The organism is Calothrix sp. NIES-2098 (assembly GCF_963875125.1).
Taxonomy (GTDB): Bacteria; Cyanobacteriota; Cyanobacteriia; order Cyanobacteriales; family Nostocaceae; genus Aulosira.
This window is the reverse complement of the sequence record NZ_CAWNKJ010000001.1, coordinates 2,144,930-2,167,708: the sequence shown is the minus strand read 5'-3', so window position 1 is coordinate 2,167,708 and position 22,779 is coordinate 2,144,930. Positions and strand designations below refer to the sequence as shown.

The 22,779-nt window shown below is 41.8% G+C and carries 26 protein-coding genes; 11 read left to right on the top strand and 15 right to left on the bottom strand.

Translation table 11 applies throughout. The features are described 5' to 3' along the window. The first annotated feature begins 365 nt into the window (after window positions 1–365). On the top strand, window positions 366–728 hold the full coding sequence (locus tag AACU33_RS09075; RefSeq protein WP_339376493.1) for a hypothetical protein: 363 nt from the start codon (window positions 366–368) through the stop codon (window positions 726–728). 163 nt (window positions 729–891) lie between these two features. After that, window positions 892–1,137, top strand: coding sequence for a DUF6737 family protein (locus AACU33_RS09070; protein ID WP_096595197.1), 246 nt, complete (start codon window positions 892–894; stop codon window positions 1,135–1,137). 3 nt (window positions 1,138–1,140) lie between these two features. Here AACU33_RS09070 and AACU33_RS09065 read toward each other — a convergent pair whose 3' ends face one another. Next, entirely contained in the window at window positions 1,141–1,353 is a 213-nt protein-coding gene (locus AACU33_RS09065; protein ID WP_339375871.1) for a hypothetical protein, read from the bottom strand. Window positions 1,354–1,627: 274 nt separating this feature from the next. Here AACU33_RS09065 and AACU33_RS09060 point away from each other — a divergent pair, with 274 nt between their 5' ends. Next, window positions 1,628–2,206 (top strand): NADPH-dependent FMN reductase, encoded by a 579-nt coding sequence (locus AACU33_RS09060; RefSeq protein WP_096588200.1) that lies wholly within the window; start codon window positions 1,628–1,630, stop codon window positions 2,204–2,206. 5 nt (window positions 2,207–2,211) lie between these two features. Here AACU33_RS09060 and AACU33_RS09055 read toward each other — a convergent pair whose 3' ends face one another. Then, window positions 2,212–2,583 carry a sulfite exporter TauE/SafE family protein gene (locus AACU33_RS09055; protein WP_096588199.1) on the bottom strand — a complete coding sequence of 124 codons (372 nt, stop codon included), beginning with the start codon at window positions 2,581–2,583 and terminating at the stop codon, window positions 2,212–2,214. Between the two features lie 6 nt (window positions 2,584–2,589). Further along, window positions 2,590–3,555 (bottom strand): acetamidase/formamidase family protein, encoded by a 966-nt coding sequence (locus AACU33_RS09050; protein WP_096588198.1) that lies wholly within the window; start codon window positions 3,553–3,555, stop codon window positions 2,590–2,592. A gap of 324 nt (window positions 3,556–3,879) precedes the next feature. On the opposite strand from AACU33_RS09050, the gene AACU33_RS09045 reads away from it, so the two are divergent. From AACU33_RS09045 to AACU33_RS09035, 3 genes are all read left to right on the top strand, one after another. Beyond that, window positions 3,880–6,129 carry an ATP-binding protein gene (locus AACU33_RS09045; RefSeq protein WP_096588197.1) on the top strand — a complete coding sequence of 750 codons (2,250 nt, stop codon included), beginning with the start codon at window positions 3,880–3,882 and terminating at the stop codon, window positions 6,127–6,129. Between the two features lie 53 nt (window positions 6,130–6,182). Then, window positions 6,183–6,632 (top strand): response regulator, encoded by a 450-nt coding sequence (locus AACU33_RS09040; protein ID WP_096588196.1) that lies wholly within the window; start codon window positions 6,183–6,185, stop codon window positions 6,630–6,632. A 390-nt stretch (window positions 6,633–7,022) separates the two neighbouring features. After that, complete coding sequence (locus tag AACU33_RS09035; protein ID WP_096595196.1) at window positions 7,023–8,714, top strand: ATP-binding protein; 1,692 nt, start codon at window positions 7,023–7,025, stop codon at window positions 8,712–8,714. A gap of 15 nt (window positions 8,715–8,729) precedes the next feature. Here AACU33_RS09035 and AACU33_RS09030 read toward each other — a convergent pair whose 3' ends face one another. The 4 genes from AACU33_RS09030 to AACU33_RS09015 all read right to left on the bottom strand — a co-directional run bounded on the left by AACU33_RS09030 (window position 8,730) and on the right by AACU33_RS09015 (window position 10,609). Continuing rightward, window positions 8,730–9,026 carry a hypothetical protein gene (locus tag AACU33_RS09030; RefSeq protein WP_339375870.1) on the bottom strand — a complete coding sequence of 99 codons (297 nt, stop codon included), beginning with the start codon at window positions 9,024–9,026 and terminating at the stop codon, window positions 8,730–8,732. Beyond that, entirely contained in the window at window positions 9,004–9,540 is a 537-nt protein-coding gene (locus tag AACU33_RS09025; protein ID WP_339375869.1) for a class I SAM-dependent methyltransferase, read from the bottom strand. Before AACU33_RS09025 ends, AACU33_RS09030 begins: the two co-directional genes overlap by 23 nt. Window positions 9,541–9,732: 192 nt before the next feature. Then, entirely contained in the window at window positions 9,733–10,257 is a 525-nt protein-coding gene (locus AACU33_RS09020; protein ID WP_096588195.1) for a GNAT family N-acetyltransferase, read from the bottom strand. A gap of 28 nt (window positions 10,258–10,285) precedes the next feature. Beyond that, window positions 10,286–10,609, bottom strand: a complete 324-nt coding sequence (locus tag AACU33_RS09015; RefSeq protein WP_096588194.1) for a hypothetical protein — start codon at window positions 10,607–10,609, stop codon at window positions 10,286–10,288. Window positions 10,610–10,994: 385 nt separating this feature from the next. Here AACU33_RS09015 and AACU33_RS09010 point away from each other — a divergent pair, with 385 nt between their 5' ends. Next, on the top strand, window positions 10,995–11,195 hold the full coding sequence (locus tag AACU33_RS09010) for a hypothetical protein (RefSeq protein ID WP_096588193.1): 201 nt from the start codon (window positions 10,995–10,997) through the stop codon (window positions 11,193–11,195). Window positions 11,196–11,425: 230 nt separating this feature from the next. On the opposite strand, the gene AACU33_RS37565 is transcribed toward AACU33_RS09010, so the two are convergent. Then, window positions 11,426–11,701, bottom strand: coding sequence for a hypothetical protein (locus AACU33_RS37565; RefSeq protein ID WP_096595195.1), 276 nt, complete (start codon window positions 11,699–11,701; stop codon window positions 11,426–11,428). A gap of 324 nt (window positions 11,702–12,025) precedes the next feature. Here AACU33_RS37565 and AACU33_RS09005 point away from each other — a divergent pair, with 324 nt between their 5' ends. After that, window positions 12,026–13,963, top strand: coding sequence for an APC family permease (locus tag AACU33_RS09005; protein ID WP_096588192.1), 1,938 nt, complete (start codon window positions 12,026–12,028; stop codon window positions 13,961–13,963). A 50-nt stretch (window positions 13,964–14,013) separates the two neighbouring features. On the opposite strand, the gene AACU33_RS09000 is transcribed toward AACU33_RS09005, so the two are convergent. From AACU33_RS09000 to crtH, 7 genes are all read right to left on the bottom strand, one after another. Beyond that, entirely contained in the window at window positions 14,014–14,772 is a 759-nt protein-coding gene (locus tag AACU33_RS09000; protein WP_096588191.1) for a HEAT repeat domain-containing protein, read from the bottom strand. A gap of 100 nt (window positions 14,773–14,872) precedes the next feature. Continuing rightward, complete coding sequence (locus tag AACU33_RS08995; protein WP_096588190.1) at window positions 14,873–15,358, bottom strand: GNAT family N-acetyltransferase; 486 nt, start codon at window positions 15,356–15,358, stop codon at window positions 14,873–14,875. An 18-nt stretch (window positions 15,359–15,376) separates the two neighbouring features. Further along, window positions 15,377–15,541 (bottom strand): hypothetical protein, encoded by a 165-nt coding sequence (locus AACU33_RS08990; RefSeq protein ID WP_339375868.1) that lies wholly within the window; start codon window positions 15,539–15,541, stop codon window positions 15,377–15,379. Window positions 15,542–15,640: 99 nt separating this feature from the next. Then, window positions 15,641–16,039: an ABC transporter permease gene (locus tag AACU33_RS08985; protein WP_096588189.1), complete on the bottom strand. Its 399-nt coding sequence runs from the start codon at window positions 16,037–16,039 to the stop codon at window positions 15,641–15,643. Then, the gene (locus AACU33_RS08980; RefSeq protein ID WP_096588188.1) at window positions 16,024–17,319 is read right to left on the bottom strand and encodes an AmpG family muropeptide MFS transporter; all 1,296 of its coding nucleotides are present in this window, start codon (window positions 17,317–17,319) and stop codon (window positions 16,024–16,026) included. The genes AACU33_RS08985 and AACU33_RS08980 overlap by 16 nt, the downstream gene beginning before the upstream one ends. Before the next feature lie 222 nt (window positions 17,320–17,541). Beyond that, window positions 17,542–18,888, bottom strand: coding sequence for a serine hydrolase (locus tag AACU33_RS08975; RefSeq protein ID WP_096588187.1), 1,347 nt, complete (start codon window positions 18,886–18,888; stop codon window positions 17,542–17,544). Between the two features lie 159 nt (window positions 18,889–19,047). Then, window positions 19,048–20,550 carry a carotenoid isomerase gene (crtH, locus tag AACU33_RS08970; RefSeq protein ID WP_096588186.1) on the bottom strand — a complete coding sequence of 501 codons (1,503 nt, stop codon included), beginning with the start codon at window positions 20,548–20,550 and terminating at the stop codon, window positions 19,048–19,050. A 555-nt stretch (window positions 20,551–21,105) separates the two neighbouring features. On the opposite strand from crtH, the gene upp reads away from it, so the two are divergent. The 3 genes from upp (at window position 21,106) to AACU33_RS08955 (ending at window position 22,607) form a co-directional block, all read left to right on the top strand. Further along, window positions 21,106–21,756, top strand: coding sequence for a uracil phosphoribosyltransferase (upp, locus tag AACU33_RS08965; protein ID WP_096588185.1), 651 nt, complete (start codon window positions 21,106–21,108; stop codon window positions 21,754–21,756). Between the two features lie 84 nt (window positions 21,757–21,840). Continuing rightward, on the top strand, window positions 21,841–22,194 hold the full coding sequence (locus tag AACU33_RS08960) for a hypothetical protein (RefSeq protein ID WP_096588184.1): 354 nt from the start codon (window positions 21,841–21,843) through the stop codon (window positions 22,192–22,194). Between the two features lie 131 nt (window positions 22,195–22,325). Continuing rightward, entirely contained in the window at window positions 22,326–22,607 is a 282-nt protein-coding gene (locus AACU33_RS08955) for a YggT family protein (protein ID WP_096588183.1), read from the top strand. The last annotated feature ends 172 nt before the right edge of the window (window positions 22,608–22,779 follow it).

Genomic DNA, 22,779 nt, shown 5'->3' with positions numbered 1-22,779 from the left:
TCTCGCATGTCTGTTAGATAGCCAAACTTTGTGGAAACTCTGTACCGATACAGCTATTAACTGTTGCAGTATTTACTCAAATACTGCTGCTTCGGTTTTATTAAATAAATAGTCAAACAGAATTATGTTCTCGTCTGCTTACAAAATTGGGTTACTTACGAATTATCTACCTTATTCCAAATTAAGATGACACTTTGATTGTTCTCCCGATATGCTTAATTTATAACGAATTTTCTGTAGAGTGAACTAGAATGCTTACACGTAGCGTCATACAACGATTGACCTGTAGTTCTGTAATTATTACATTTCTCCTAGCAATAGCAGGACAGTCCGCTATGGCGCAAAGTCTGAGAAATCATGCTCAGATGGGGATCGAGTATTCACAAATATCTCTTGAGCCAGATAATAACACTGATACAAAAGTTTCTCAGCCGACTAGTAGTATTGATGAAAAAACAGCTTTAAACTTAGTTTGGCAATTACCACAAGTCAAACGCAAAGCGAGAGAAATTCAACGCCTTTCTAAAGGAACGATTCGCGTTGCAGCGATGGTCGATGGTTTACCAACTCCAGAGACACCTTACTACACAATTCGAGTAATAGAAAATCATGTAGACCACATTGACACAATTTACTTATTTCGTGTCTTAAATCCTAGTAAGGCTATCCAAGTTTACGACATTCTCAAGGATGAATATATACCTCTACCAGAATGGAAACCTAACTAATTTTAAAATAGCGATCGCTCTGTTACTCACATCTTAAAAATGTAAGATACCTGACTTTTTTTAAGTCGGGTATCTGGTAATTATTGAGTTTGAAGTTGAGATATTTGGGCAATCATCTGCTATGTTAAAAGATAATTCTCAACGTACCGGCTCAATAAAAACAATGTCTGAAAAAAAGCCCATAAGTCCTTGGAATTACAAACCTTGGTGGTGCCAACCCTGGTCTATACTGCTCACAGGTATCACTATAATTAGCGGTACTTGGCTACTATTTAAAACTATCTGGCTAACATTACTTATCTCTCTACCTATATTAATATGGATGGGCTTTTTTTTATTAATTTGGCCGCAATTAATTATTCGTAGCGGCATTTTAGATTCATATCAAAGTCATACTTTAGAAAATTAAAACTCAATTGCTGATATTTAACAAAAGTATGTATACTTTTCTCGACACGGCAGTTGCTAGCCAACGGGAAGCCGCCCAACGCGCTGCCTTGTTTAGCGTCCATCCTCTTCTATCGGCGGTTAATTCTTTCTTGTTCTCACCAATGAGAGATTCGCTATAACTAAAATTCATCATTAAATGCCGTAGTAGTAGGGCTGGCAATTTTAGCCCTGTCAAGGTGGCTTTTTTACTTGGGCTAAAAGACTTGCGGTTGAGACATATCGGTGGCGCGGGTCACAAATGGGAGGATATTTCTTTTTCTTGGGATCTCTAGGGGTTTAGCATTGCTCATACGGTTTCATCACAGAGATAATAAGCGATCGCTTCTTCATCTCCCAACTCTGACAACAGGAATTTCTAAAGAAAATCTAATGTAGCAAATGGAGCCAGCTACAAAACTGGATAATGCATTAGGATTTGCCAAATCGTCAATCTTAACGCATTTATATCTATGACAAATACACCAAAGATTCTGGCCTTTGCTGGTAGCACCCGCGTAGATTCTTACAATAAAAAATTGGCTAAAATCGCAGCGGCTGGTGCTAAAGCCGCAGGTGCGGAAGTTACTTATTTAGATCTGCGCGATTTACCCATGCCTCTTTTTGATGAGGATCTGGAAAAACAAGAAGGACAACCGGAAAACGCGCATAAATTTAAAGAATTGTTAATTGGGCATCAAGGATTGCTGATTGCTTCGCCAGAATATAACAGTTCAATTTCCGCAGTTTTAAAGAATGCGATCGATTGGGCATCTCGTCCCGCACCAAACGAACCTCCGCTAGCGGCTTTTGCAGGTAAGGTGGCTGCGCTGATGAGTGCTTCCCCAGGCGCATTAGGTGGTTTGCGGGGCTTGGTTCATCTGCGCAGTATTTTAGGCAACATCAGAGTTTTGGTGCTTCCCGATCAAATAGCTGTACCCAAAGCATATGAAGCATTCAATCCCGACGATTCATTAAAAGATGAAAAGCAACAGCAATCTATTGCAAAGCTGGGTGAAAGTTTAGCCACAATTGTCGCAAAGCTCAACTAAACTTTTCAGCGATTAATTAAATAGCGAACACCTAGGAGTAGCAAAAAGATACCATACAATTTTTTCATGGTCTCGCTACTAATAAACGGCTGATTTGCAAACAATGCTCCAAATAAATTACCCACTACTAAACCAATTGCAATAATCACAGCATATTTGATATTCAGCTGACCGTTGCGATAGTAAACTGCGGCTCCTAAAATCCCAATAGGTAATATTTGTGCAGCAATGGAAGTACCTGTGGCAAACTTCTGATCTAGACCCATAAGTAACACCATTGCTGGCACCATTATTGCACCGCCACCAATACCAAACATTCCGCCAGCAACACCAGCAACTAACCCAATTAGCAACAGTTGAATGAGAATATTAGACATAAGAGATTACAAACTAATTGCCCCAGATAAAATTGATTTAGGCAGCATACCATGAACTCCTTTTTGCGGACTGTTCACAACTTGAGTAATCCGAAAATTGATTGCTAAACTACACAGCACGTATGCATCTTCAGATGATAAATAAGTGAAGCGTTCTAAGAACTCGATCGTATTTTGCAAAGCTTTTTCTAAGGCTTCATCTAAGGTTTGACCAAAGCCCATTGTGATGATATCAGTAGGAGTTTCTGCAATTGGTGTCGTTAAATGTAAATCTTTACGAACTGTCAGTTTAATTGTACCGTTCATAGAAGTTTCAATCGCAGTGACATTCACTTCACCATCTCCTTGTGCTGCGTGACCATCACCAATAGAAAATAATCCACCTGCAACAAAAATCGGCAAAAATAAGCGAGAACCTGCTTGTAATTCTCGGTTATCAATATTACCCCCGTAACTACCAGGAGGAATAGAAGTTCGAGATATTTCTGGAGTCGCAACACCAAGGATACCAAAAAATGGTTTGAGAGGAATTTTGATGCCACTACCTTGAGGAAATTCTGCAATATTGTTTTCTAAATCGAGGGGAATAAATCTTAAAGCGGGTTGATGAAATCTTTGTGGTAAAGCTCCCCAACCTTTGCGAATGGCATTAAAACCTACAGGTAAACTTGGTGCGATCGCATCTAATTGTACTTCTAAAACATCACCTGGTTCGGCATCCCGCACATAAATTGGCCCTGTTAGTAAATGCGGCCCCCCAGCAATTTTCTGTTCTGAAGATAAATTTTGGCAGATATCAAGAAATTCCTCGTTAACAAACTCAGGTGGTGCTTTATCGTACACATAATAACCACTGTAAGTTTCCACCTCCACCGTGTCACCAGAATCAACAGTTAGCACAGGTGATAGCAGATGCGAAAAACCACCGAGATGAACTGTTTCTTTGGTTGCTTTTAAAATGTGATGAGTCATCTGAGCATTATTCTGATGTAGCAGTATTAGTGAAATTTAATATACTTAATACCAATTTGAAAATTGATTGCGTCAGATGAATTCACACCAAGCCAGATTCAGAAAGTTTTAGAAAATTGGTTAGATTTATTTTGATAAGATGGTAATTCTGACACATTTGTATTGTGCTAAAGGTGATTCGCACTGCACGACAACGCACTCTAATCAATGGTCATTAGGGGATGAAAGGAGAATTTGCTAGATAATTTTACTTTTTATTCAATATTTAAATAAATATAAAATTTAATTGCTGTATTGTAAAAGAGGCTTTTCATGAGATGAGTTATGAGCGAGTCAGAAGAAAATACTTTCCAAACTGCTTATTTGACTCACCACGATCGCAAACCAATTCATATCCCTGGCTCAATCCAACCTCATGGTGTATTGCTGGCTCTGAGTCCTCAGCTAGATATAGTGCAAGTTAGCAATAACACCATTGATTACTTGGGCAAAACTACTCAAGAATTACTTAATCAATCCCTCTACATCTTGCTAGACGAGCAACAAGTCGCAACCATCAGACAATGCTGGGCAAAAAAACCTGGAATTATCGCTTATTTAAAAGTATCAATAATAACTAATATTGGAGAACGATCCTTCGACTGTATTGCCCATCGTACAGAAGATGTTCTCATTGTGGAATTAGAACCGATCGACTCTAAATCTGAGGTGAGTTTTTTAAGTTTCCATGCTTTGGTCAATGAAGCGATCGCTCAAATGCAAAAAACATCTAACCTGACAGAATTTTTGCATCTAGCGGCAACGGAAATCCGAGAAATTACAGATTTCGATCGGGTGATGGTCTATCAATTTGATGAGTCTCAAGCAGGTTCCGTCATTGCTGAAGCCAAACGAGAAGATTTACCAACGTATTTAGGTTTACATTATCCGGCTACAGATATTCCTGAGTCAGCTAGGGATTTATACAGGCGTTGTTGGCTAAGATTTGCCCCTAATTTAACTGCTCAACCAGTTAAGCTAGTTCCGATTGAAAACGCGATCGCACATCAACCTCTCGATTTAAGTCTAGCTGTACTCAGGAGTGTTGATTCATGCTGCGTTGAATATCACCAAAATATGGGTGTGGCGTCATTTTTGGTCATCTCGCTGATTCAAGAACAGCAGCTTTGGGGTTTAATTTCTTGCCATCATCACACAGCTAAGTATCTTTCCTATGAAATCCGTCAAATCTGCGAGTTTGTGGGACGGATTGTATCTTCAGAGTTAAGGCATAAAGTTAATCAATTGGAATTTGACTATAAAGTCAAACTAAAATCTCTACAGTCTGAATTTATTGAGTCGATTTCCCAAGCAGATAATTTTATTGATGCTCTCATTAAACCAGAACTCCGTTTATTAGATGTTGTTAGTGCCTCTGGAGCAGCAGTTTGTTTAGATAATGAAATCACGCTCGTTGGTGGAACACCTGAGATTGAGCAAGTTCGGACTCTCATTGAATGGGCAGATACTCAAGTAAAAGATAATCTGTTTTCTACCGATTCTCTACCGCAGCTTTATCCTGATAGCATTGCTTTTAAAGATACTGCCACTGGCTTATTACTACTGCGTATTTCCCAAGTCCGACGCTATTACATTCTCTGGTTTCGTCCCGAAGTTCTGCGAACGGTAAATTGGGCAGGTAATCCGAATGAAGCTATTGTTCAAGTTGAGGAAGCAGATGGCAAAGTTAGCTGGAGTCCGCGAAAATCCTTTGCTAAATGGCAAGAAACAGTGCAATTAACTTCCCAACTTTGGAAACAATACGAACTAGATAGTGCGATCGCGATCAGAAATGCGATTGTTGGTATTGTCCTTTCTAAAGCAGATGAGTTAGCCAAAATTAACCTAGAGTTAGAACGCAGCAACCGCGAACTAGCCTCTTTTGCCTATGCAGCTTCCCACGATCTCAAAGAACCTTTGCGGGGTATCTATAATTACTCAACAATTCTTTTAGAAGATTACGCCCACATTCTTGATGATGAAGGAATTGAGTACTTAGAGACAGTAGTAACTTTATCAGTACGCATGGAAACTCTGATTAATGCACTACTGCGACTCGCCCAGTTAGGAAAAGCAAAACTGCGCAAGCAAGCTACCGATTTTAACGAATTGCTCAACCAATTAATTGATGTCTTTCGTGCTAGTCGTCAAGACTCTGCACTTGTAGATATTCGCATTCCTCGACCTTTGCCAACAATTCAATGTGATGCAGTTCTCGTTAACGAAGTCTTTAGTAATTTAATTAGTAATGCGCTGAAATACAACGATAAAGCAGAGCAATGGGTTGAGGTTGGCTATTTAAAGCTTAACGAGCAGCCTGTATTCTATGTGCGCGATAACGGTATTGGGATTCCAGAACATCACCGCGAAACTATCTTTCGACTGTTTAAGCGACTTCATACCCAGGAAAAGTACGGCGGGGGAGTAGGTGCAGGGCTAGCTATTGTGAAAAAGATTGTGGAACTTCATAACGGTCAGATATGGGTCGAATCCACCCTAGGCGTTGGCTCGACGTTCTATTTTTCCCTGGAATAGTTTAAGATAAGTAACAAAAATCTTTTAATTATTACATTTTGTTAAGCCAACTAATGACAACGAAACTTCATGAACCTCTACTAGTTGTTGAGGACAGCAATGAAGATTTTAGGATGCTGCAACGCCTGATGCGACGCATGGCTGTCCAGAACCCCATATATCGCTGTACAAATGGGGATGAGGTTTTAGACTTGCTTTACAAAAATAGCAGCAATGAAAATTCTAGTGCAGCGCTCAGACCCTCTGTAATCCTACTCGACCTAAATTTACCAGGAATTGACGGTCGTGATATCCTAGAGCGTCTCAAGCAAGATACGACTTTTAAAGAAATCCCTATTGTTGTTTTCACCACATCATCCAACCCTAGGGATATTGAATTGTGTTACCAAAAAGGTGCAAATGGCTATCTCGTCAAGCCTATGGATGCGCAAGGATTACAAAAGACAATTCAGGCATTTGTAGACTATTGGCTGGAAACTAATACTCCGCCAGTTCAACGTTAGTTTGTGTATTTATAGTTGATGAGGTAGTTGGAATCAGCAACGGATGCGGAGCGCGGTACAGTAGCAGGCTGTATTCGGTTATTTGTTCTGGGATTTGATATTCATACTGCATAGAGGCTCGAAGTGAGTCTATATCTCTATATCTTCGCGATCTCTTCGTTCTCCGCGTCACGCTGTTTCCCCCTCTGACTGTCGATTTCTGAGATTTACGCTTCTTGGCTCGCGATCTAGTACTTACTTGCATTTATGGGCACAGTAGTCGCTAGCTTTAAGTTTTTTCAACAAATTTTAGATTTTATTTATATTTATTTTAGATTATTTTTAGAATTATGCAAGAGATTGCAACCTAGAGCCAAAAATCTTTATTATTCTCCCGATCCTCATACTTTTATGGTGGACACATGGACGCTACTGATCGTGGATGATTGTGCAGCGGATCGAAAAATTTATCGTCGGTATCTTTTGCAAGATCCCTACCAGTCCTACGAAATTTTAGAGGCAGACTGTGCTGAGAGTGGGCTGGCTTTATGTAAAAAAATGCATTGCGATGTTGTCCTGCTCGATTACTGCCTACCTGATATGAGTGGGCTGGAATTATTTGATAAGTTGAAGCAAGAAAGATTAGACAAACCATTAACCGCGATCGTGCTGACAGGGCGGGGTGATGAAGAGGTTGCCGTGCAAGCCATGAAACGAGGTGCCCAAGATTACATAGTCAAGCAATATCTGAAACCAGATGTACTGCAACTAGCTGTCCGCAATGCGATCAAACAATCATATTTACAAGCCCAGCTGTATAAAAATCGAGAACGACAGCGCTTAATTGCGACGACAGCACTGCGAATTCGTCAATCGCTCGATTTGGAGCAAATTTTGAATACAGTGGTGGTGGAGGTACAGCAACTTCTCAAGTGCGATCGCGTTTTGGTTTATCAGTTTGCCTCAGATCGTGGCTTTAAGACGGTAGCCTCCTCCGTTGATTCATGGGAGACTGTAGTACCACACCATCATATCCAAGATATTTGTCATGAAGTAGGCGGCGAAAACCATCATTGGGGATGCAAATTACCCATTCCTCAAGTCTCAGAAGCTGACTTGAGTCTAAGCCATAGTTACCTTAATCTATTAGAACAATTTCAGACACAGGAAAATTTAGTAGTTCCCATTCATTTGAGTAATAACGGCAAACCAGAAGATCGAGTTTGGGGCTTGTTGATTGCTCACCACAGTTCCGGAAAACGAGAATGGCAAGCGGATGAAGTTGAAATACTCAATGAATTATCAGTACAATTAGCGATCGCGATCCAACAGGCGGAATTGCTGGCTCAAACTCAAGCGGCGCTTGTCAAAGAAAAACAACTCAATGCATTTAAATCGCAAATTGTCGCCACAGTTTCCCATGAATATCGCACGCCCTTAACTTCCATTTTGGTTGCTGCATCAACCCTCATCAAACATGGCAAACAATTGGCTGAGTCTAAACAACAGAGGTTATTGGGAATTATTGAGCAGAAAGCTAGATCGATGTCCAAACTTGTGGATGATATGCTCGTGGTTAACCAATTTGAACTCGACAAAACCAGGTTTAAACCCATTCCCATCGATCTGCTGCAATTTTTTTCTAATCTCATGGAACAAGCACGAGAGACATTGACCGATCGCCATGAGTTAATTTTTAACAGTAGTGGAAATAACCACGACTTCTGGGGCGATCGCGGTTTGTTGCAGCAAATATTTGTGAATTTAATGTCTAATGCTATCAAGTATTCTCCGCAAGGAGGTTGCGTAGAATTTTACCTGATTGGCAGAGAATCAGAGGTAATGTTTTACGTCAAAGATGAAGGTATTGGCATACCAATAACAGATCGCGAAAACTTATTTCAATCGTTTAGTCGCGGAAGTAACGTAGGTACAATTCCAGGGACAGGTTTAGGATTAGCGATCGCTAAATCTTGTGTCGAGTTACATGGAGGCAATATTACTTTGTCTAGCCAAATCGGGCAAGGAACTAAAGTTACAGTCAGCTTACCGAAGCAACCTCCTTTTAATCGTTATCAACAACTCTCGCACTCAGAACTTTAGTTCTACCCTTGAAAATTATTCCATTGCTCCTTTTTGAGCTATAACTCCCACAGTGGCGTGATAGATAGCCCAAGTACTTGGATCGTTAGCAAATTGGCAATATTGCGCAATGTCATCACCAGTTGCTTGACCGGTTGCAATGTAATTCTCTGCAAGTTGGATAGCAGACATTCTCATCACAGTTGCAATGCCAAAACCGCCATTAGCTAGGGGTGTATCATTCTCTACAGATAAATTTTGTAATCCTAGCCTTTGCAAGATAGCAGGTAACTTCACACCCAGAGCATAATCAAGTCCTCTGTTTGCAAACATCTGCAAGATAGCTTGATTGACTCGATTTACAGACTGGAGTGATTTCTGGATTGCCCACAATAGCCCTCGCAGCCGCAAAATCAGGCTCCTCTAATACAATCCATCCACCTGGTTTTAGCAGGCTTAACATTTGGGATAAAGCAACACGAAAGTCGGGTATATGGACGAGAACAAAACGCGCATGAATCAAGTCGAAAGATTGATTCTCCAGCGTCAGATGTCGAATGTCTTTCTGTAATACTTCTACATTAGATGGCAGTGGATCTCTTAAAAACTGAGTATCTAGATCTACAGCAACAACACTACCACTATTGCCAACTATTTCTGCCATCCATCGCATAATTGAGCCAGCCCCTGCGCCTACTTCCAGACATCGCCAACCCGTTGTTAGACCTGTTGCTAAAATTCGGCGTTTACTTGCTGGGTCGAATACTTTTTCAATTGTTTGAAGTCTTTCCAGCTCTCTGAGATTTTGGGAATTAGCAAAAACGTAGCTACATTCTGTCAAACTCATAGTACTTTATTCCTGATTCAGCATACCCTAAGCAATCTTAAGACTCAGCAGACTCATGGTTAATGGCTTGAAATACATCACCAAGCCTGAAAAAATACGTTGCTCCTGTAATCTTTTAGACTGACAATTCTTTTTTAACACATAGATTGTAGTTCAATAGCTTCATAGTAAAGTTGGATTCAGCTTCATAACTTAATTTTGGGTAAAATCCCACTCTTCTCGACTGATGCCATAAATTAAAGCCTCTCTACCAAAAACTGTAGTCTTTCCTTTGAGTTTCTCTCCTAAGCGTTGAGCAACTTGAATAGATCTGATGTTATCTGGATAGATGAGGCTAACGATCTGCTCTTGACCTAACTCGCTAAAACCATAATTCAGTGCTGCTTTTGCTCCTTCAGTGGCGTAACCTAATCCCCAGTACGCAGGCTTTAGCGCCCATCCAATTTCAAATCCAGGCCAGCCTTCAGGGTAAAAAAACCCGATACGACCAATTAAAACTCCACTGTGACGTTCTTCAACCGCCCACATTCCATAGCCTCGCAGTTGCCAATGTCCTACTAATACAGCCAAGTTCCGCCAAGCTGCAACGCGTGACAAGGGTTCGCCATCGCCAATATAGCGCGTTACCTCTGGATCGCTGAATATCGCCGCATAATCATCAAAATCTTCTTCACGGAACATTCGCAGCAGCAGGCGTTCTGTTTCGAGAGTTACCATATATGCCTTAATTGATTATTTAAAACTGCTATTCAACAATACTTAGCCCCGATATTTCAATATAAAACTTCAACGAGGACTTGATATATTGATATTTTGAAGAGTCATCAAACTGAGTGAATATCTCTACTACTTCTCCCCGATCTTCAAACCTAATTTTATATCTCACACTAGCTTCCATAATGTAATCATGGAACTCTTGCCAATGATGGAATAAATCTTCTGGGGTTATAGGATTTCTGCTAATTGCTGTAGGCATTGCTGAAAAAACTAATCTTTCATCATCCCTGATGACAAAAAGCTTTGATATAACTTCTTGGGTTGTTCCAGCCACTTTTATTTTAATAGCCATTAGTAAACTTTGGGGCGCTTAAAGTGGAGTGTGCAAGTAGAAATATTAGCTAATAATGTCATAGCAGCAGTGGCGATATCAAAAGGTGCATTTGTAAGTATTTAGAATTGTCGCCCCATACCAATTCCTAATCAATTACAGCACAAATATGGAAATTACCAACAATTAGCTCCAGAAATTTAACATTAGCCATAATGAATGCGATCGCATCAATTACCCAATCTTTAAAACGCTCCATATGCCTTTACTTTTCTTAATAAAAACATTAGTAATAGACAGGTTTTCAATAAAGAATTGTATGAGTCTGAGAACTGATACCTCTGTCTGCTCATATACTGAATGTGTTCGCCATTCGCGTGCATAAAGCACATTTGGAGGTTCCAAAATGGTTCACACATACGAGGTATTAGTTGATATTAAGGAATTTGCTGACCTAGCGAACAATACCTTTCAACGCGGAACAACAAGGTACGAAATCGACGCCCCTTCAAAAGAACAGGCTGATGGTATGGCATTCAGAAAGGCTAGAAGCGAGCATCCACAAGGTACTGAATACGACGTTAGGGTAACAAGACTACTCAGATAAAGCGAACATTAAGTATGCTTATTCTTCAGAATTGGCATTCTGCATAATTGTAAATTAAATAATTCATATAGAGTACAAAACCGCCTTTGAGGAATCGAGGGCGGTTGAATTTTAGCAAACTCCTTGTGTTTTTAGCTCAAAAGAATACAGGATTTTCTAATAGTAAAGAAGCAGAAAGTCTGTGACGATACACCACAGGCTTTTTATTTTTCAGAATAGTTTGAGGTTACTCACTGACCCCAAGGCGAAGAAATCGGCGTTGTGGAAAGCACCTTGCTGGCTGTTAACCTCAGAGCCGTTCTGCCGCAACTAGGACATGTTACTTCGAGAAATGTCGGGGCTTGTGACTCCACCTCACTCAATAGACCTTGTTTACAATGCCAACATTCAAAAATAATCCGACTAACTGGTTTGTTACAGTCTAGTATCTTAATGTGTTGAAAATTACTTGTCTCGGCGTCGAATTTCTTGGGTTTGTACGGTTTCTTAATTTCTCTTGATTCCATTGTTTTACTTGTCTCCATCAATATCGGCGGGGTTGGAGCTTTCAATCGCGACATCATCGAGACACATACATTTTTGACCTAAGTGAGTAAATAGCGATCGCAAAAAGCTTCTTAGTTTAAAAGCATAACAGGGCAGGGTAAATCAGGGGGATCTTCATCAATCTCTACGAAAGTTAAAATATTGCTCGATTAATAATTTCGATAATCTCTCTCAAAGTAGGTGCGTTATCCCTAATCAACAAGCCACTACTTAGAAAGAGTTAATGAAATGGTAGTTATGTCTTACAGAGTAATCTATATATTACATAATAGGAGCAGTATTTGATGGCTAGTTTGCCCAAAAAGAAGTTCAGCAAACAGTTAATTGGCTGGTTGCTTGAAGAAGACCAAAAACCAAAGGAAGGGCCATACCGCAAAGCAGAAGCGCACCGTAAGCATCCTTGGTGGCAGGTTATGTGTCTGACTGGTGTAGATTATTTCTCCACACTGGGCTATCAACCTGGAATTGCCGCACTAGCAGCAGGCGCTCTTTCGCCTCTGGCTACCTTGATTTTAGTTCTGCTGACATTGTTTGGCGCATTGCCAATTTATCGGCGTGTAGCTGGCAAAAGTCCTCATGGGGAAGGGTCGATAGCCATGCTGGAACATTTGCTTCCTTGGTGGCAAGGCAAGCTATTCGTACTTTGCCTACTCGGTTTCGTAGCAACGGATTTTATCATCACTATTACCCTCTCAGCTGCTGATGCTACTGCCCACATCATCGAAAATCCGCTGATGCCAAGTCTGCTCCACCATCAAGAGGTTGCTATTACCCTAGTACTGATAGCATTGCTGGGAGCAGTATTCTTGAGAGGTTTTCGAGAAGCTATTGGGATAGCAGTATTATTAGTTGGAGTTTACCTATTTTTAAACTTTATTGTCATTAATGTTGGTCTGTTTCAGCTCTTTAATCGCCCATCTTTGATTACTGACTGGCAAGCTGCACTTTTCACACAGCATTCTAATCCTTTAATTATGGTTGGTATAGCTGTCTTGGTATTTCCGAAACTGGCATTGGGACTATCGGGTTTTGAAACTGGCGTGACTGTTATGCCGCTAGTACAAGGCAATAATGAAATCTCTGAGCATCCCAAGGGACGCATTCGGAATACGCACAAGCTGCTGACTACTGCTGCTGGGATTATGAGCTTCTTTTTACTTACCAGCAGCTTAGTTACTACTTTACTAATTCCAGCCGCAGAATTTCAAACCGGAGGTAAAGCAAATGGACGCGCCCTAGCCTATTTAGCACATCAATATCTAGGCGGTAGCTTTGGTACTATTTACGACATCAGTACGATTACAATTTTGTGGTTTGCAGGTGCATCGGCAATGGCAGGGTTGCTGAATATCGTACCCCGCTACTTACCGCGTTATGGCATGGCACCAAGTTGGACGAGAGCCGCACGACCTTTAGTAGTAGTATTTATCACGATTGCGTTTGTTGTCACTATTCTTTTTAAAGCCGATGTCGAAGCTCAAGGTGGAGCTTATGCAACAGGTGTACTTGTTTTAATGACTTCAGCTGCATTTGCAGTCACCTTATCTGTTCATCGCCAGAGAAGTCAGCGAGGAAAACTTGGCTTTGGCATCATTACACTACTATTTTTATACACAACTATTACCAATATAATTGAGCGACCTGAAGGGATTAGGATTGCCGGATTTTTCATCAGTGCCATCATTATCACCTCATTGGTTTCCCGTGTATGGCGTTCAACTGAACTGCGGGTAGAACGGATTGAAATTGACGAAAAGGCGCGTCAATTAATTGCTGAACAGAGCCGGGGTGCGATTAGATTAATTGCGAATCGATTAAATGCAGGTGATGAGGAAGAGTATTTTCTCAAAGAAAAAGAAGTACGTGAGGATAATCATATTCCGCCTACCGATCCCATTCTATTTTTAGAGGTGATGGTAGCGGATGCTTCAGAATTTACAGATGTAATTCAAGTTCAAGGAGTGCAGGTTGGTGATTACCGCATTTTGCGTGCTGAAAGTGCAGCCGTACCTAATGCGATCGCTGCTTTACTTCTGTATATTCGCGATCAAACAGGTAAGATTCCACACGCTTATTTTGGCTGGGTAGAGGGAAACCCCATACAATACTTGTTGCGTTTTATCTTGTTTGGTGAGGGCGATGTTGCTGTGGTGACTCGTGAGGTACTGCGCAAAGCAGAGAAAGACCCGGAACGTCGTCCAGGTATCCATGTTGGGGGTTAGATAGAATGCAAAAAATCCCTCAGCTACTTGTTGAGGGATTTTTAATTAAATTAGAACCATCCTTCTTGTTCTAAGGTTTCGATCAACTGCAAACCACGAGGATCGCCGACACCTAAAAGCGAGGCTTTGGCGTCTTCTCTAACTCCTAAATCTTGGTCTTCAGCAAAGGCTTGAATTAAAGCGTCGATCGCTGTCGCATAAACTACGTTAGATGGTAGTTCGCGGCACAACTGTCCAATCGTCCAGGCACAGTTACTCCGCACTGCGGCTACGGGGTCTTGCACTAAAGCTTCAATTAAGGGTGGTATCGCTCCAACAACGGCTTCATAACTGACTTCTGCCATCTGCGCCAAGGCGCTAGCAGCCCACAAACGCACGGCGGAAATATCAGTTCTTAAGGCATCGGCTAGGGGTGCTAAAGAACGGCGATCGCGGCAATTTCCCAAAGCCCAAACCACACCTTTACGCACATAGCCATTCCAATCACGGTTGAGTTGGGTAATTAACGGCTCTACCGCATCTTCACTGGGATTGCGTCCAATACCATAGGCTGCACTAACCCGTACTAAGGGACAGGTATCAGTTAACAGCCGAATCAGATGAGGAGTAGCACGGGCATCTTCAATGTCACAAAAAGCACGTGCCGCTAACATTCGTTGTTGCGGCTGAGGATTTTCTAACAGAGCTAGCATCACTTCGGGATCGGGTTTTGCCACTTCTGATTCAGCAGTTAGCGGCTCCATGCGATCCAAGGGGCTTTCTAGCTCCTCTTCGATATCGAGTAGGCTTAGGTCGTCTTCGTCATACATAGTAGTGCCAGAAGGCAGAAGGCAGAAGGCTGTAATGTTTTTAAAAGCTACTTTTTAGTCACATTTTAACTGCCTAAGTGTACTGCCATGCTGCACTAATTTATTTTTCTATATTGAGTGATTTTACCATCCACAGGGATTGGGTTTGATAACCAAGTTGATTGTAAAGATTCAATGCTGGTTGGTTTGATTGAAATACTTGTAACCCAATTTGGCGATCGCCTCTTTTAATTGCCCAATTTTCTAGATATTTCATCAACGCTGTACCAATACCCCGCCGTCGATGTTCTGGCACAACGTAGAGCAAGAAGATATGAGGATGGCGATTTCCACTAACTTGATCTATGGCATTTCCTACCCAGAGACAAGCAACGGGGGACAAGGTAGAAAATGCTCCCCTATCCTCATCTACCCACCACAAAGGCGTTTGACTAGAGAAGTATTGCTCGACTGTTTGGGCGAGATGGGAGAAGTCCCCTTGGGGAAAAATATCCTGGTAACTCCGTTGCATGAACTTGACTAGTAGCGCCCGATCCAAGGAGGAGCCAAGGCGAATACTGTACCCTGGTAGCAGTTGCTCAGGCAATTTTGACACTGCTCTAAGTTAGCTAACTGAGTTATGGGATGGAACAATTAGCCCTACTTCTTCAATTGGTGCTGGTGCAGCCATATCGGAAGGTAAAAAGATGCGGGCGCTGACTGCTACTAGGGCGAGGATAAATACTAGCACTACGAGCAAAGGGGCAATGTATTGACGAAAAATAGCCATATTTGAATGAGAAAGAGCTAGCTCAGAAACTAGTTGTAGATTTGTAAAGTTTGCTGGATTTATTTTAGCGATGTTCTGCGGATCGCAAACATCAAGTTATCAGCGATCGCCTTCTAAATCATTAAGTACTTTCTCAACATACCAAGCTTCAGGTCTACCAGGATATTCCTGCCGAGCTTGCTCAATTAACCGTTCAGCAGTGTCTATGTCACCATCTAATCTAGCAATTAGCGTGTTTTTGAGATCGTTTTCATACAGCAGGTCGTCTGTCTGATTTGACATTCCGCCATTGAAGGGTTGTGACTGCTCTCGACGCAATTGCCAAAATAAAACGTAATACAGCGTGCCAAAAATTAAAATCAGACTGAGCGTTCCCAAAAAAGTTAGGAGGTTAAAACCCAAAAATCCTAATACTAACTGCGAGAGAACGTAGCCTAGTAGCAGTCCGGTAAGCAGAAGGATAAACGTGCCAACAATAATAACTACTTGGTTTCCCATACATCCTCATCTTCTTCTAATCCTGGTCTAGGAATTGCTACTGGCTTGGGGTTCCAGGGAGCAAAAAATGGTAACAACACTAATCCAGGTAAAGCTGCTATAGCTGTAATTAAGAAGAATGTAGACCAGCCAGTAGCTTGGGCCCATGCACCTGCGGGAGCCGTGAGGATATCTCTACTAAAACCCTGCAAGCTGGAAAGTAAAGCGTACTGAGTTGCAGAAAAGCTGGGATTACAAAGACTCATCAAGAAAGCCACGAAAGCAGCTGTTTCTAAGCCAGCACAGAATTGTTCTATATTTACAGCAGCTATCATGAGATAGTAATTTTTACCTACAAGCGCTAATGCGAAAAAGGCTAGATTGCCGACAGCTTGAAGTATAGCGAAGATCCACAAAGAGCGATTAACACCTATTTTGGTCATAATTGCACCTGCTGCTAAGGTAGCAACAATGGTGGCAAAAATTCCTAAAGCTCCAGGAAATGCTATGTCGGACTGAGTGAAATGTAAGCCTTTATCTAACAAAAATGGGGTAGATACATTCTTCAGGAGGGAATCTCCCAACTTGTAGATAACAATGAAAATGAGAATTAAAAGTGCTTGAAGTAAACCATTACGTTGGACAAATTCCACAAAGGGTAATTTAACAGCAGCGGATAAAGTTTGAGGAGGGCGATTCTCTAAAACTGGTTCGGGTGCAAATATAGAACTTACCACGCCTACAAGCATTAATAGGGACATCAATAAGTAGACGACTTGCCAAGGCATTCTATCGGCTAAAAATAAGGTGACATAACCTGTAACTAGAATGGCAATCCGATACCCCAACAGATAAATCGCAGCCCCAGCGCCTCTTTCTTGTGCTTCAACTATATCAGTACGGTAGGCATCAACTAAAATGTCTTGACTGGCGCTAAAAAAGGCAACAGCTACCGCAGCAATTACTAAAGGTTGCAGATTTTGCGATGGGTTTTGTAAAGCCATCGCCACGATACCCAATAGTAATGCTACTTGGGTAATTACTAACCAACCTCGACGCCGTCCTAAAAACGGGGGTACAAATCTGTCCAGTAGCGGCGACCAGAGAAATTTGAGAGAATAAGGCAATTTTACTAGACTAAAAGCTGCGATCGCTGCCAAGCCAATTCCTTCTTTAGTCAACCAAGCTTGTAATGTCTGGCTGGTCAGATATAACGGTAAACCAGATGAAAAGCCCAAAAATAACAAAGCTCCCATCTTACGGCTGCTAAACACTCTTAGCAGCGACTGATTTACTTTCATAATTTGAGATTTTCCTTCCTATCTCTTGTGATTTCCAGTTATCTTGCCATAGCTGCCGGATGATTTCACGCAAATGTACAAAATAGTGAGAGGGGAAGGAGGATAGTTTGTGGAAGCACAGGTTGTAACTCGGAAGTTGTAAAACTCTGGCTTCCTTATGAAGCAATAATCCCCTGCGTGCTACGCATGGGGAGTGGCAATTATACAAGTTTATTACCGAATCTAGAAATTCCTGCTGTTAGGAGAACCAACCGCAGCCACAGGGTTAGGCTGATTTAGGTAATTGTAAACCAGCTGAGAAACCTGACGAATAAAGTCTCTACCGCGAGAATCTTTATAAGGACGTTTCACAAAAATAGCTGCTAAATAACGCTTACCATTTGGCATAGTAATAAATCCTGCATCGCCAATCAGAAAACCGATATCTCCAGTTTTATTGGCGATAACTGCACCTTTTCCTAAACCTGCGGGTAGCAGGGTGTGAATGGTGGTGTGACGCAGAATATCCAATGCTTGCTCTTTGCTTGATTCAGAAACCAGCTTGTTATTCACTAACAAAGCCAATACTCGCGCCATGTCTTGCGAACTGGTGGTATTAGTCCCTCTCAAGTCAGCTAAAAGACGCCTAATTACAGTATCTTTCAATCCCCAACTGCGGAAACGCTGATTTAGTTTCGCCGCCCCACCCAAGCGATCGATAATCATGTTGGTGGCGGTATTGTCGCTAATAGTCACCATTTTGGTGATAGTTTCCAAAGCCGAGTACTTTTTACCAACACGCTCATACTGCATCACGCCAGAACCGTTGGTTACTAAGTCTCCGCGCATCGTCAGCGTTTCATCTAACCTGACTTTACCTGCATCTAAATCCTGAAAAAAGGCAATCAGAATTGGCAGTTTAATTGTACTAGCTGCTGGGAAAACGCGATCGCCTCCAATATCCAAATAATTCCCAGTATCCAAATCTAGGAAAAACATCCCTGTTTGTAGAAAACTGTACCGATTCATCAAGGCTTTAATCTGCGGTTCTAAAGCCTTCATTGATGAATTCAAAGGTACAACACCAGCAAACAAATTCTTATTACTAACTATTGGCGGCGTGCTGGGTTGCTCTGGATTAACCACTGGTGAAATACTTGGTGGAGTTACTGCCATTCTGGTGATTTGGGGTAACTGCACAGACCAATGATTTGAAGATTCCTCTTGTAGCTTAACTTGCGATGGATCTAAGGTGTACCCAGGTGCTAAAGAAATTTGGATGCGAGTAGTATGAGCGTCCAACTGTCCGATTTGAATTTGTTGAGTTACAAGCCCTATCCTTTGACTAATTGGGGGATATTTCAGAGTAACTCCTGGTAAATCAATAACTAGACGAGTGGGGTTAGCCAGCAATTGAACTCTCGGTTGGACATTCTCATCTGTGGTGAAATCTAGATGATTGCGGTTGCTATCAAAATGCCAATTGGCGACTGTCGCAGCTTTCACTGTCGAACCAATCAGTAACGTACTTAAAAAGCTGGCTAATACCCAGCTTGCTTTGAGAATATGCTTTTTGTGTGTGAGTTGCATTAGTTAAAACTTTCCGTAAGTTGAAGATGAAGTAATTAAAAGTAAGTATTGGTTACAAAAATATAAAATTGACGTGTTGCCAGAAATTATATACTGCCGCAATGAATTTACAAGTGGCGATCGCGAATTCCGGAAAGTTCTAACTCAATACCCAAAAAATCACAAGCCCAAATCTACGGCAATTCTATGGGCACAGGCGAAGCCAGAAAATGCCACCGCATTTAATCCCTGACCGGGAAAGGTACTATCCCCTACACAGTACAATCCGGGTATTGCCGTGCGATTAAATGGCATTCCCAACAACCCCCGCAATTTACGTCGGGGAATTGGCCCGTAAGTCCCATCTTCTCTTCCCAAAAAGCGACGATGGGTGCGGGGTGTTCCTACCTCCAAATAATCCAATCCTGCATCCAAACCTGGGAAAATCTGCTCTAATCTGTCAATAATTCGCCATGCGGCTGCTTCTTTGTGAGCTTCATACTCACTTTCGTTCATTCCCTGCCAATTATCTATCCAATCGGGTGTAAAAGCATGAATGATGTGATATCCTGCTGGAGCTAAATCAGGGTCAAGCAAAGTGGGAATTGACACAAAAATTGTGCCTTGTGGTGCAGTCATTTGCTGCCAGTCTTCCAGCAATATATGATGGCACTCTGTACCCTGAGGCAAAACTGATTTTTTCACCCCCATGTGCAAACTCAAAAAGCTGGGTGATTTTTTATAAGTTTGTTGCCACTTTTTCTCATTACGTGGCATAGACTCTACAGGTAATAATTTTTCAAAAGTATCCCAGCGTGTAGCGTTAGAAACTATGCGTTTACCCCGATAGACTTGACCATTAGCGAGTTTCACGCCTACAGCTTTTCCGCGTTCGGTGATGATTTTCGTCACTCTGGCTTGATACTGAATTTTACCGCCAGCCTTTTCTAAACCTGCTGCCAATGTTTGAGCAATTTTTCCTACCCCGCCTTTAGGGTAATTAACTCCACCATAGTGTCTGTCAGAAAAAACCATGCCAGCATTAATCATTGGTGTCATGTTAGCGGTCACTACCGACCAGCAATAGCACTCTATATCAATAAACTTCAACAATTGGGGATCTTTGATATAGCGTCGCGCCACATCCCCAACATTTTGCGGTAAATATTTGACTAACCCAAGACAAGCTAAAGGACGCTGAAAAAATACCCGCAGTAAATACCTAGGTTCTTCGAGCGACAGCAAATCCATGCTGTTCAGACAATTAAAAACTCGCCAGCATTCGTCATAAAAACGACGAATCCCTTTTCGTTCGTGGGGAAAATAAGCAGTAAGATTTTGCAAAAATTTGTCATAAACCCGATCCACTTTTAAGTCTAAATTATCAGGAAGATGGTAGTGAATCTGTACCGGATCGGCAATTGTTTCGAGGCTGACATTCACCGCATCCAGGGCGCGGGTAAGTAAATTTGTCGTTCCATTTTGCCCCATGCCAAAAATCATTGAAGCCCCCACATCAAAGCGATAGCCCTGACGTTCAAAGTAACCCGCACTCCCACCTGGTATTAAATAACTTTCTAGTACCAGTACTTTAGCTCCTTTTGCTGCTAGTTGGGTTGCTGTCACCAATCCACCAATCCCAGAGCCAATGACAATTACATCAAATAAGGAACTAGAAGCCATAAAAATTCAAAATTCAAAACTGAAAATTCAAAAAAGGAAAGTTAACCTTGAGCAGCCTTCTGACAACTTAATATTGTTGCAAATTCAACGATTGCAAACAAATCGTCAGGAGTTGCATAAGATTTTTATGAAAATTGTATCGTATATTACTTTTACTACAAAATATTATACGTAAACGATTTAATATCTTTGGCGCGCACACATTCAAGAGTTAAAATACCTATCAAAATTTAATTATCGAGCAATCCAATTTGATTTATTTGTAGGGTGAGCAATGCCCACCTACGTCTACTCTATTTAAATTTTAAATCGCTTTATTTTTATCGCAAAAAAAGAGGGACAAGCCTGCTGCTGCTGGCCAATCCCGTCTGCCGATCCTTAAAGAGAGGAGAACACTGAATAATAATATAACCTTGATTGAGAATTGCTGTCAACTATTAATGCAAACTATTATCAATAAGTTAAAGGGTTGTGATTTTAGCTGCCAGTCGGAGGCAGGACAGAGTATTATGATGTTTCAGTTCTTATATAATTAGAAACCGCCGATTTTTGGCTATGACGCTACAACTGCGTGTTTATGTTCCACCCCATCCCCTGATCAAGCACTGGTTGGCTGTTGCTCGCGATGCTGGCACGCCTTCAGTATTATTTCGTAGTGCAATGGTGGAGTTGGGCAGATGGTTGACTTATGAAGCGGCACGAGAGTGGTTGCCAACGCAAGAGACAACGGTACAGAGTCCTTTGGATTCTTCACCAGCAACTTTGATTGATCCACAAGTGCCTGTGGCAGTAGTGCCGATTCTGCGGGCAGGGTTAGGATTATTAGAAGGCGCACAGACTTTGCTGCCTTTGGCTTCAATTTATCACCTGGGTTTAGTGCGCAATGAGGAAACACTACAACCTTATTGCTATCTGAACAAATTACCCGAAAAATTCGATCCGCAAACGCGGGTGTTAATTACCGATCCGATGTTGGCTACGGGTGGGTCAATGATGGCAGCAATGGCAGAATTGACACAACGGGGTGTAGATCCAGCTTTGACGAGGATTGTTTGTGTAGTGGCGGCTCCCCCAGCTTTGCAAAAACTGAGTGCTGCTTATCCAGGTTTGATTATTTACACGGCGACGATTGATGAATTAGTCAACGACCAAGGATTTATTGTACCGGGATTGGGAGATGCAGGCGATCGCACCTTCGGGACTTGAGCTACTATGCAGCTAGGGTAGGAAAATAACTTTACTAGTGTAAAAGTGTAAAAGTCCCCAAGTTTCGTCAAGGCGGTTAAGGATATGAGTCAGCGTGATGGTTTTGTCAGTGGATTTTTTGCTGGAGCAATTTTCGGCTCTGTTGTCGGTGGCGTTGTCGGAGCCTTGATTGCTACTCGTCAAGATGTGGAATTAGAGGCAGATGAGGATGCAGAACTGCCGAATAACCAAGAGGAAGCTAGAAAAATCGGCGGTAAACGACGTCAGATGAAAGCCTCAGAAACCGAAGGCATGGAGATGGAAACAGCAAGGCGATCGCTAGAAGACAAAATTGCCCAGCTAAATGCCACAATAGATGATGTACGCAAGCAACTGGGCAATGTGAATGGCACTCCACCACAAGCCATAAATGAGCGTTCTCTCACGAAAGATTCTTAAACCTAACGACGTGGTGAAAGCGCTTAAGTGTAGTGCTATCTGCCAACACGAACCGCAGACACCATGACCTAGACTAAATTAAAATCTATGATAAGACTTTGTTTGTCACTTAGCAGGAAACCAAGCTATCCATGAATCTACTGATTACCACACTGGCTACTTTCATCCAGATTTACACTGTTTTGTTGATTATCCGAGTGCTCTTGACCTGGTTCCCCAATATTGACTTTTATAGTCAGCCATTTGCTGCTTTGGCCCAGATCACCGATCCTTATCTGAATCTTTTCCGTTCAATTATTCCCCCATTGGGCGGTATAGATTTTTCTCCTATATTAGCTTTCTTGTTGCTGCAATTAGTTGGTGACTGGCTACTTCCGACCTTGAAAGCTATATTCATTTTTGGCATTGTCTAAATCGGGGATGATTTATCTCACGCAGAGGAGGACACTTGCATAGGCAGGTTAAGAGACTTGTAGCAACTGCCATCAAAGTATCCGTCGCCTCCAGACGCAAAGAGGATCGGGAGTTTTCAATTTCAATCTGTGAAATTTCATCCCCTAATTCAGCAAAGCCTGATTTTTTAAC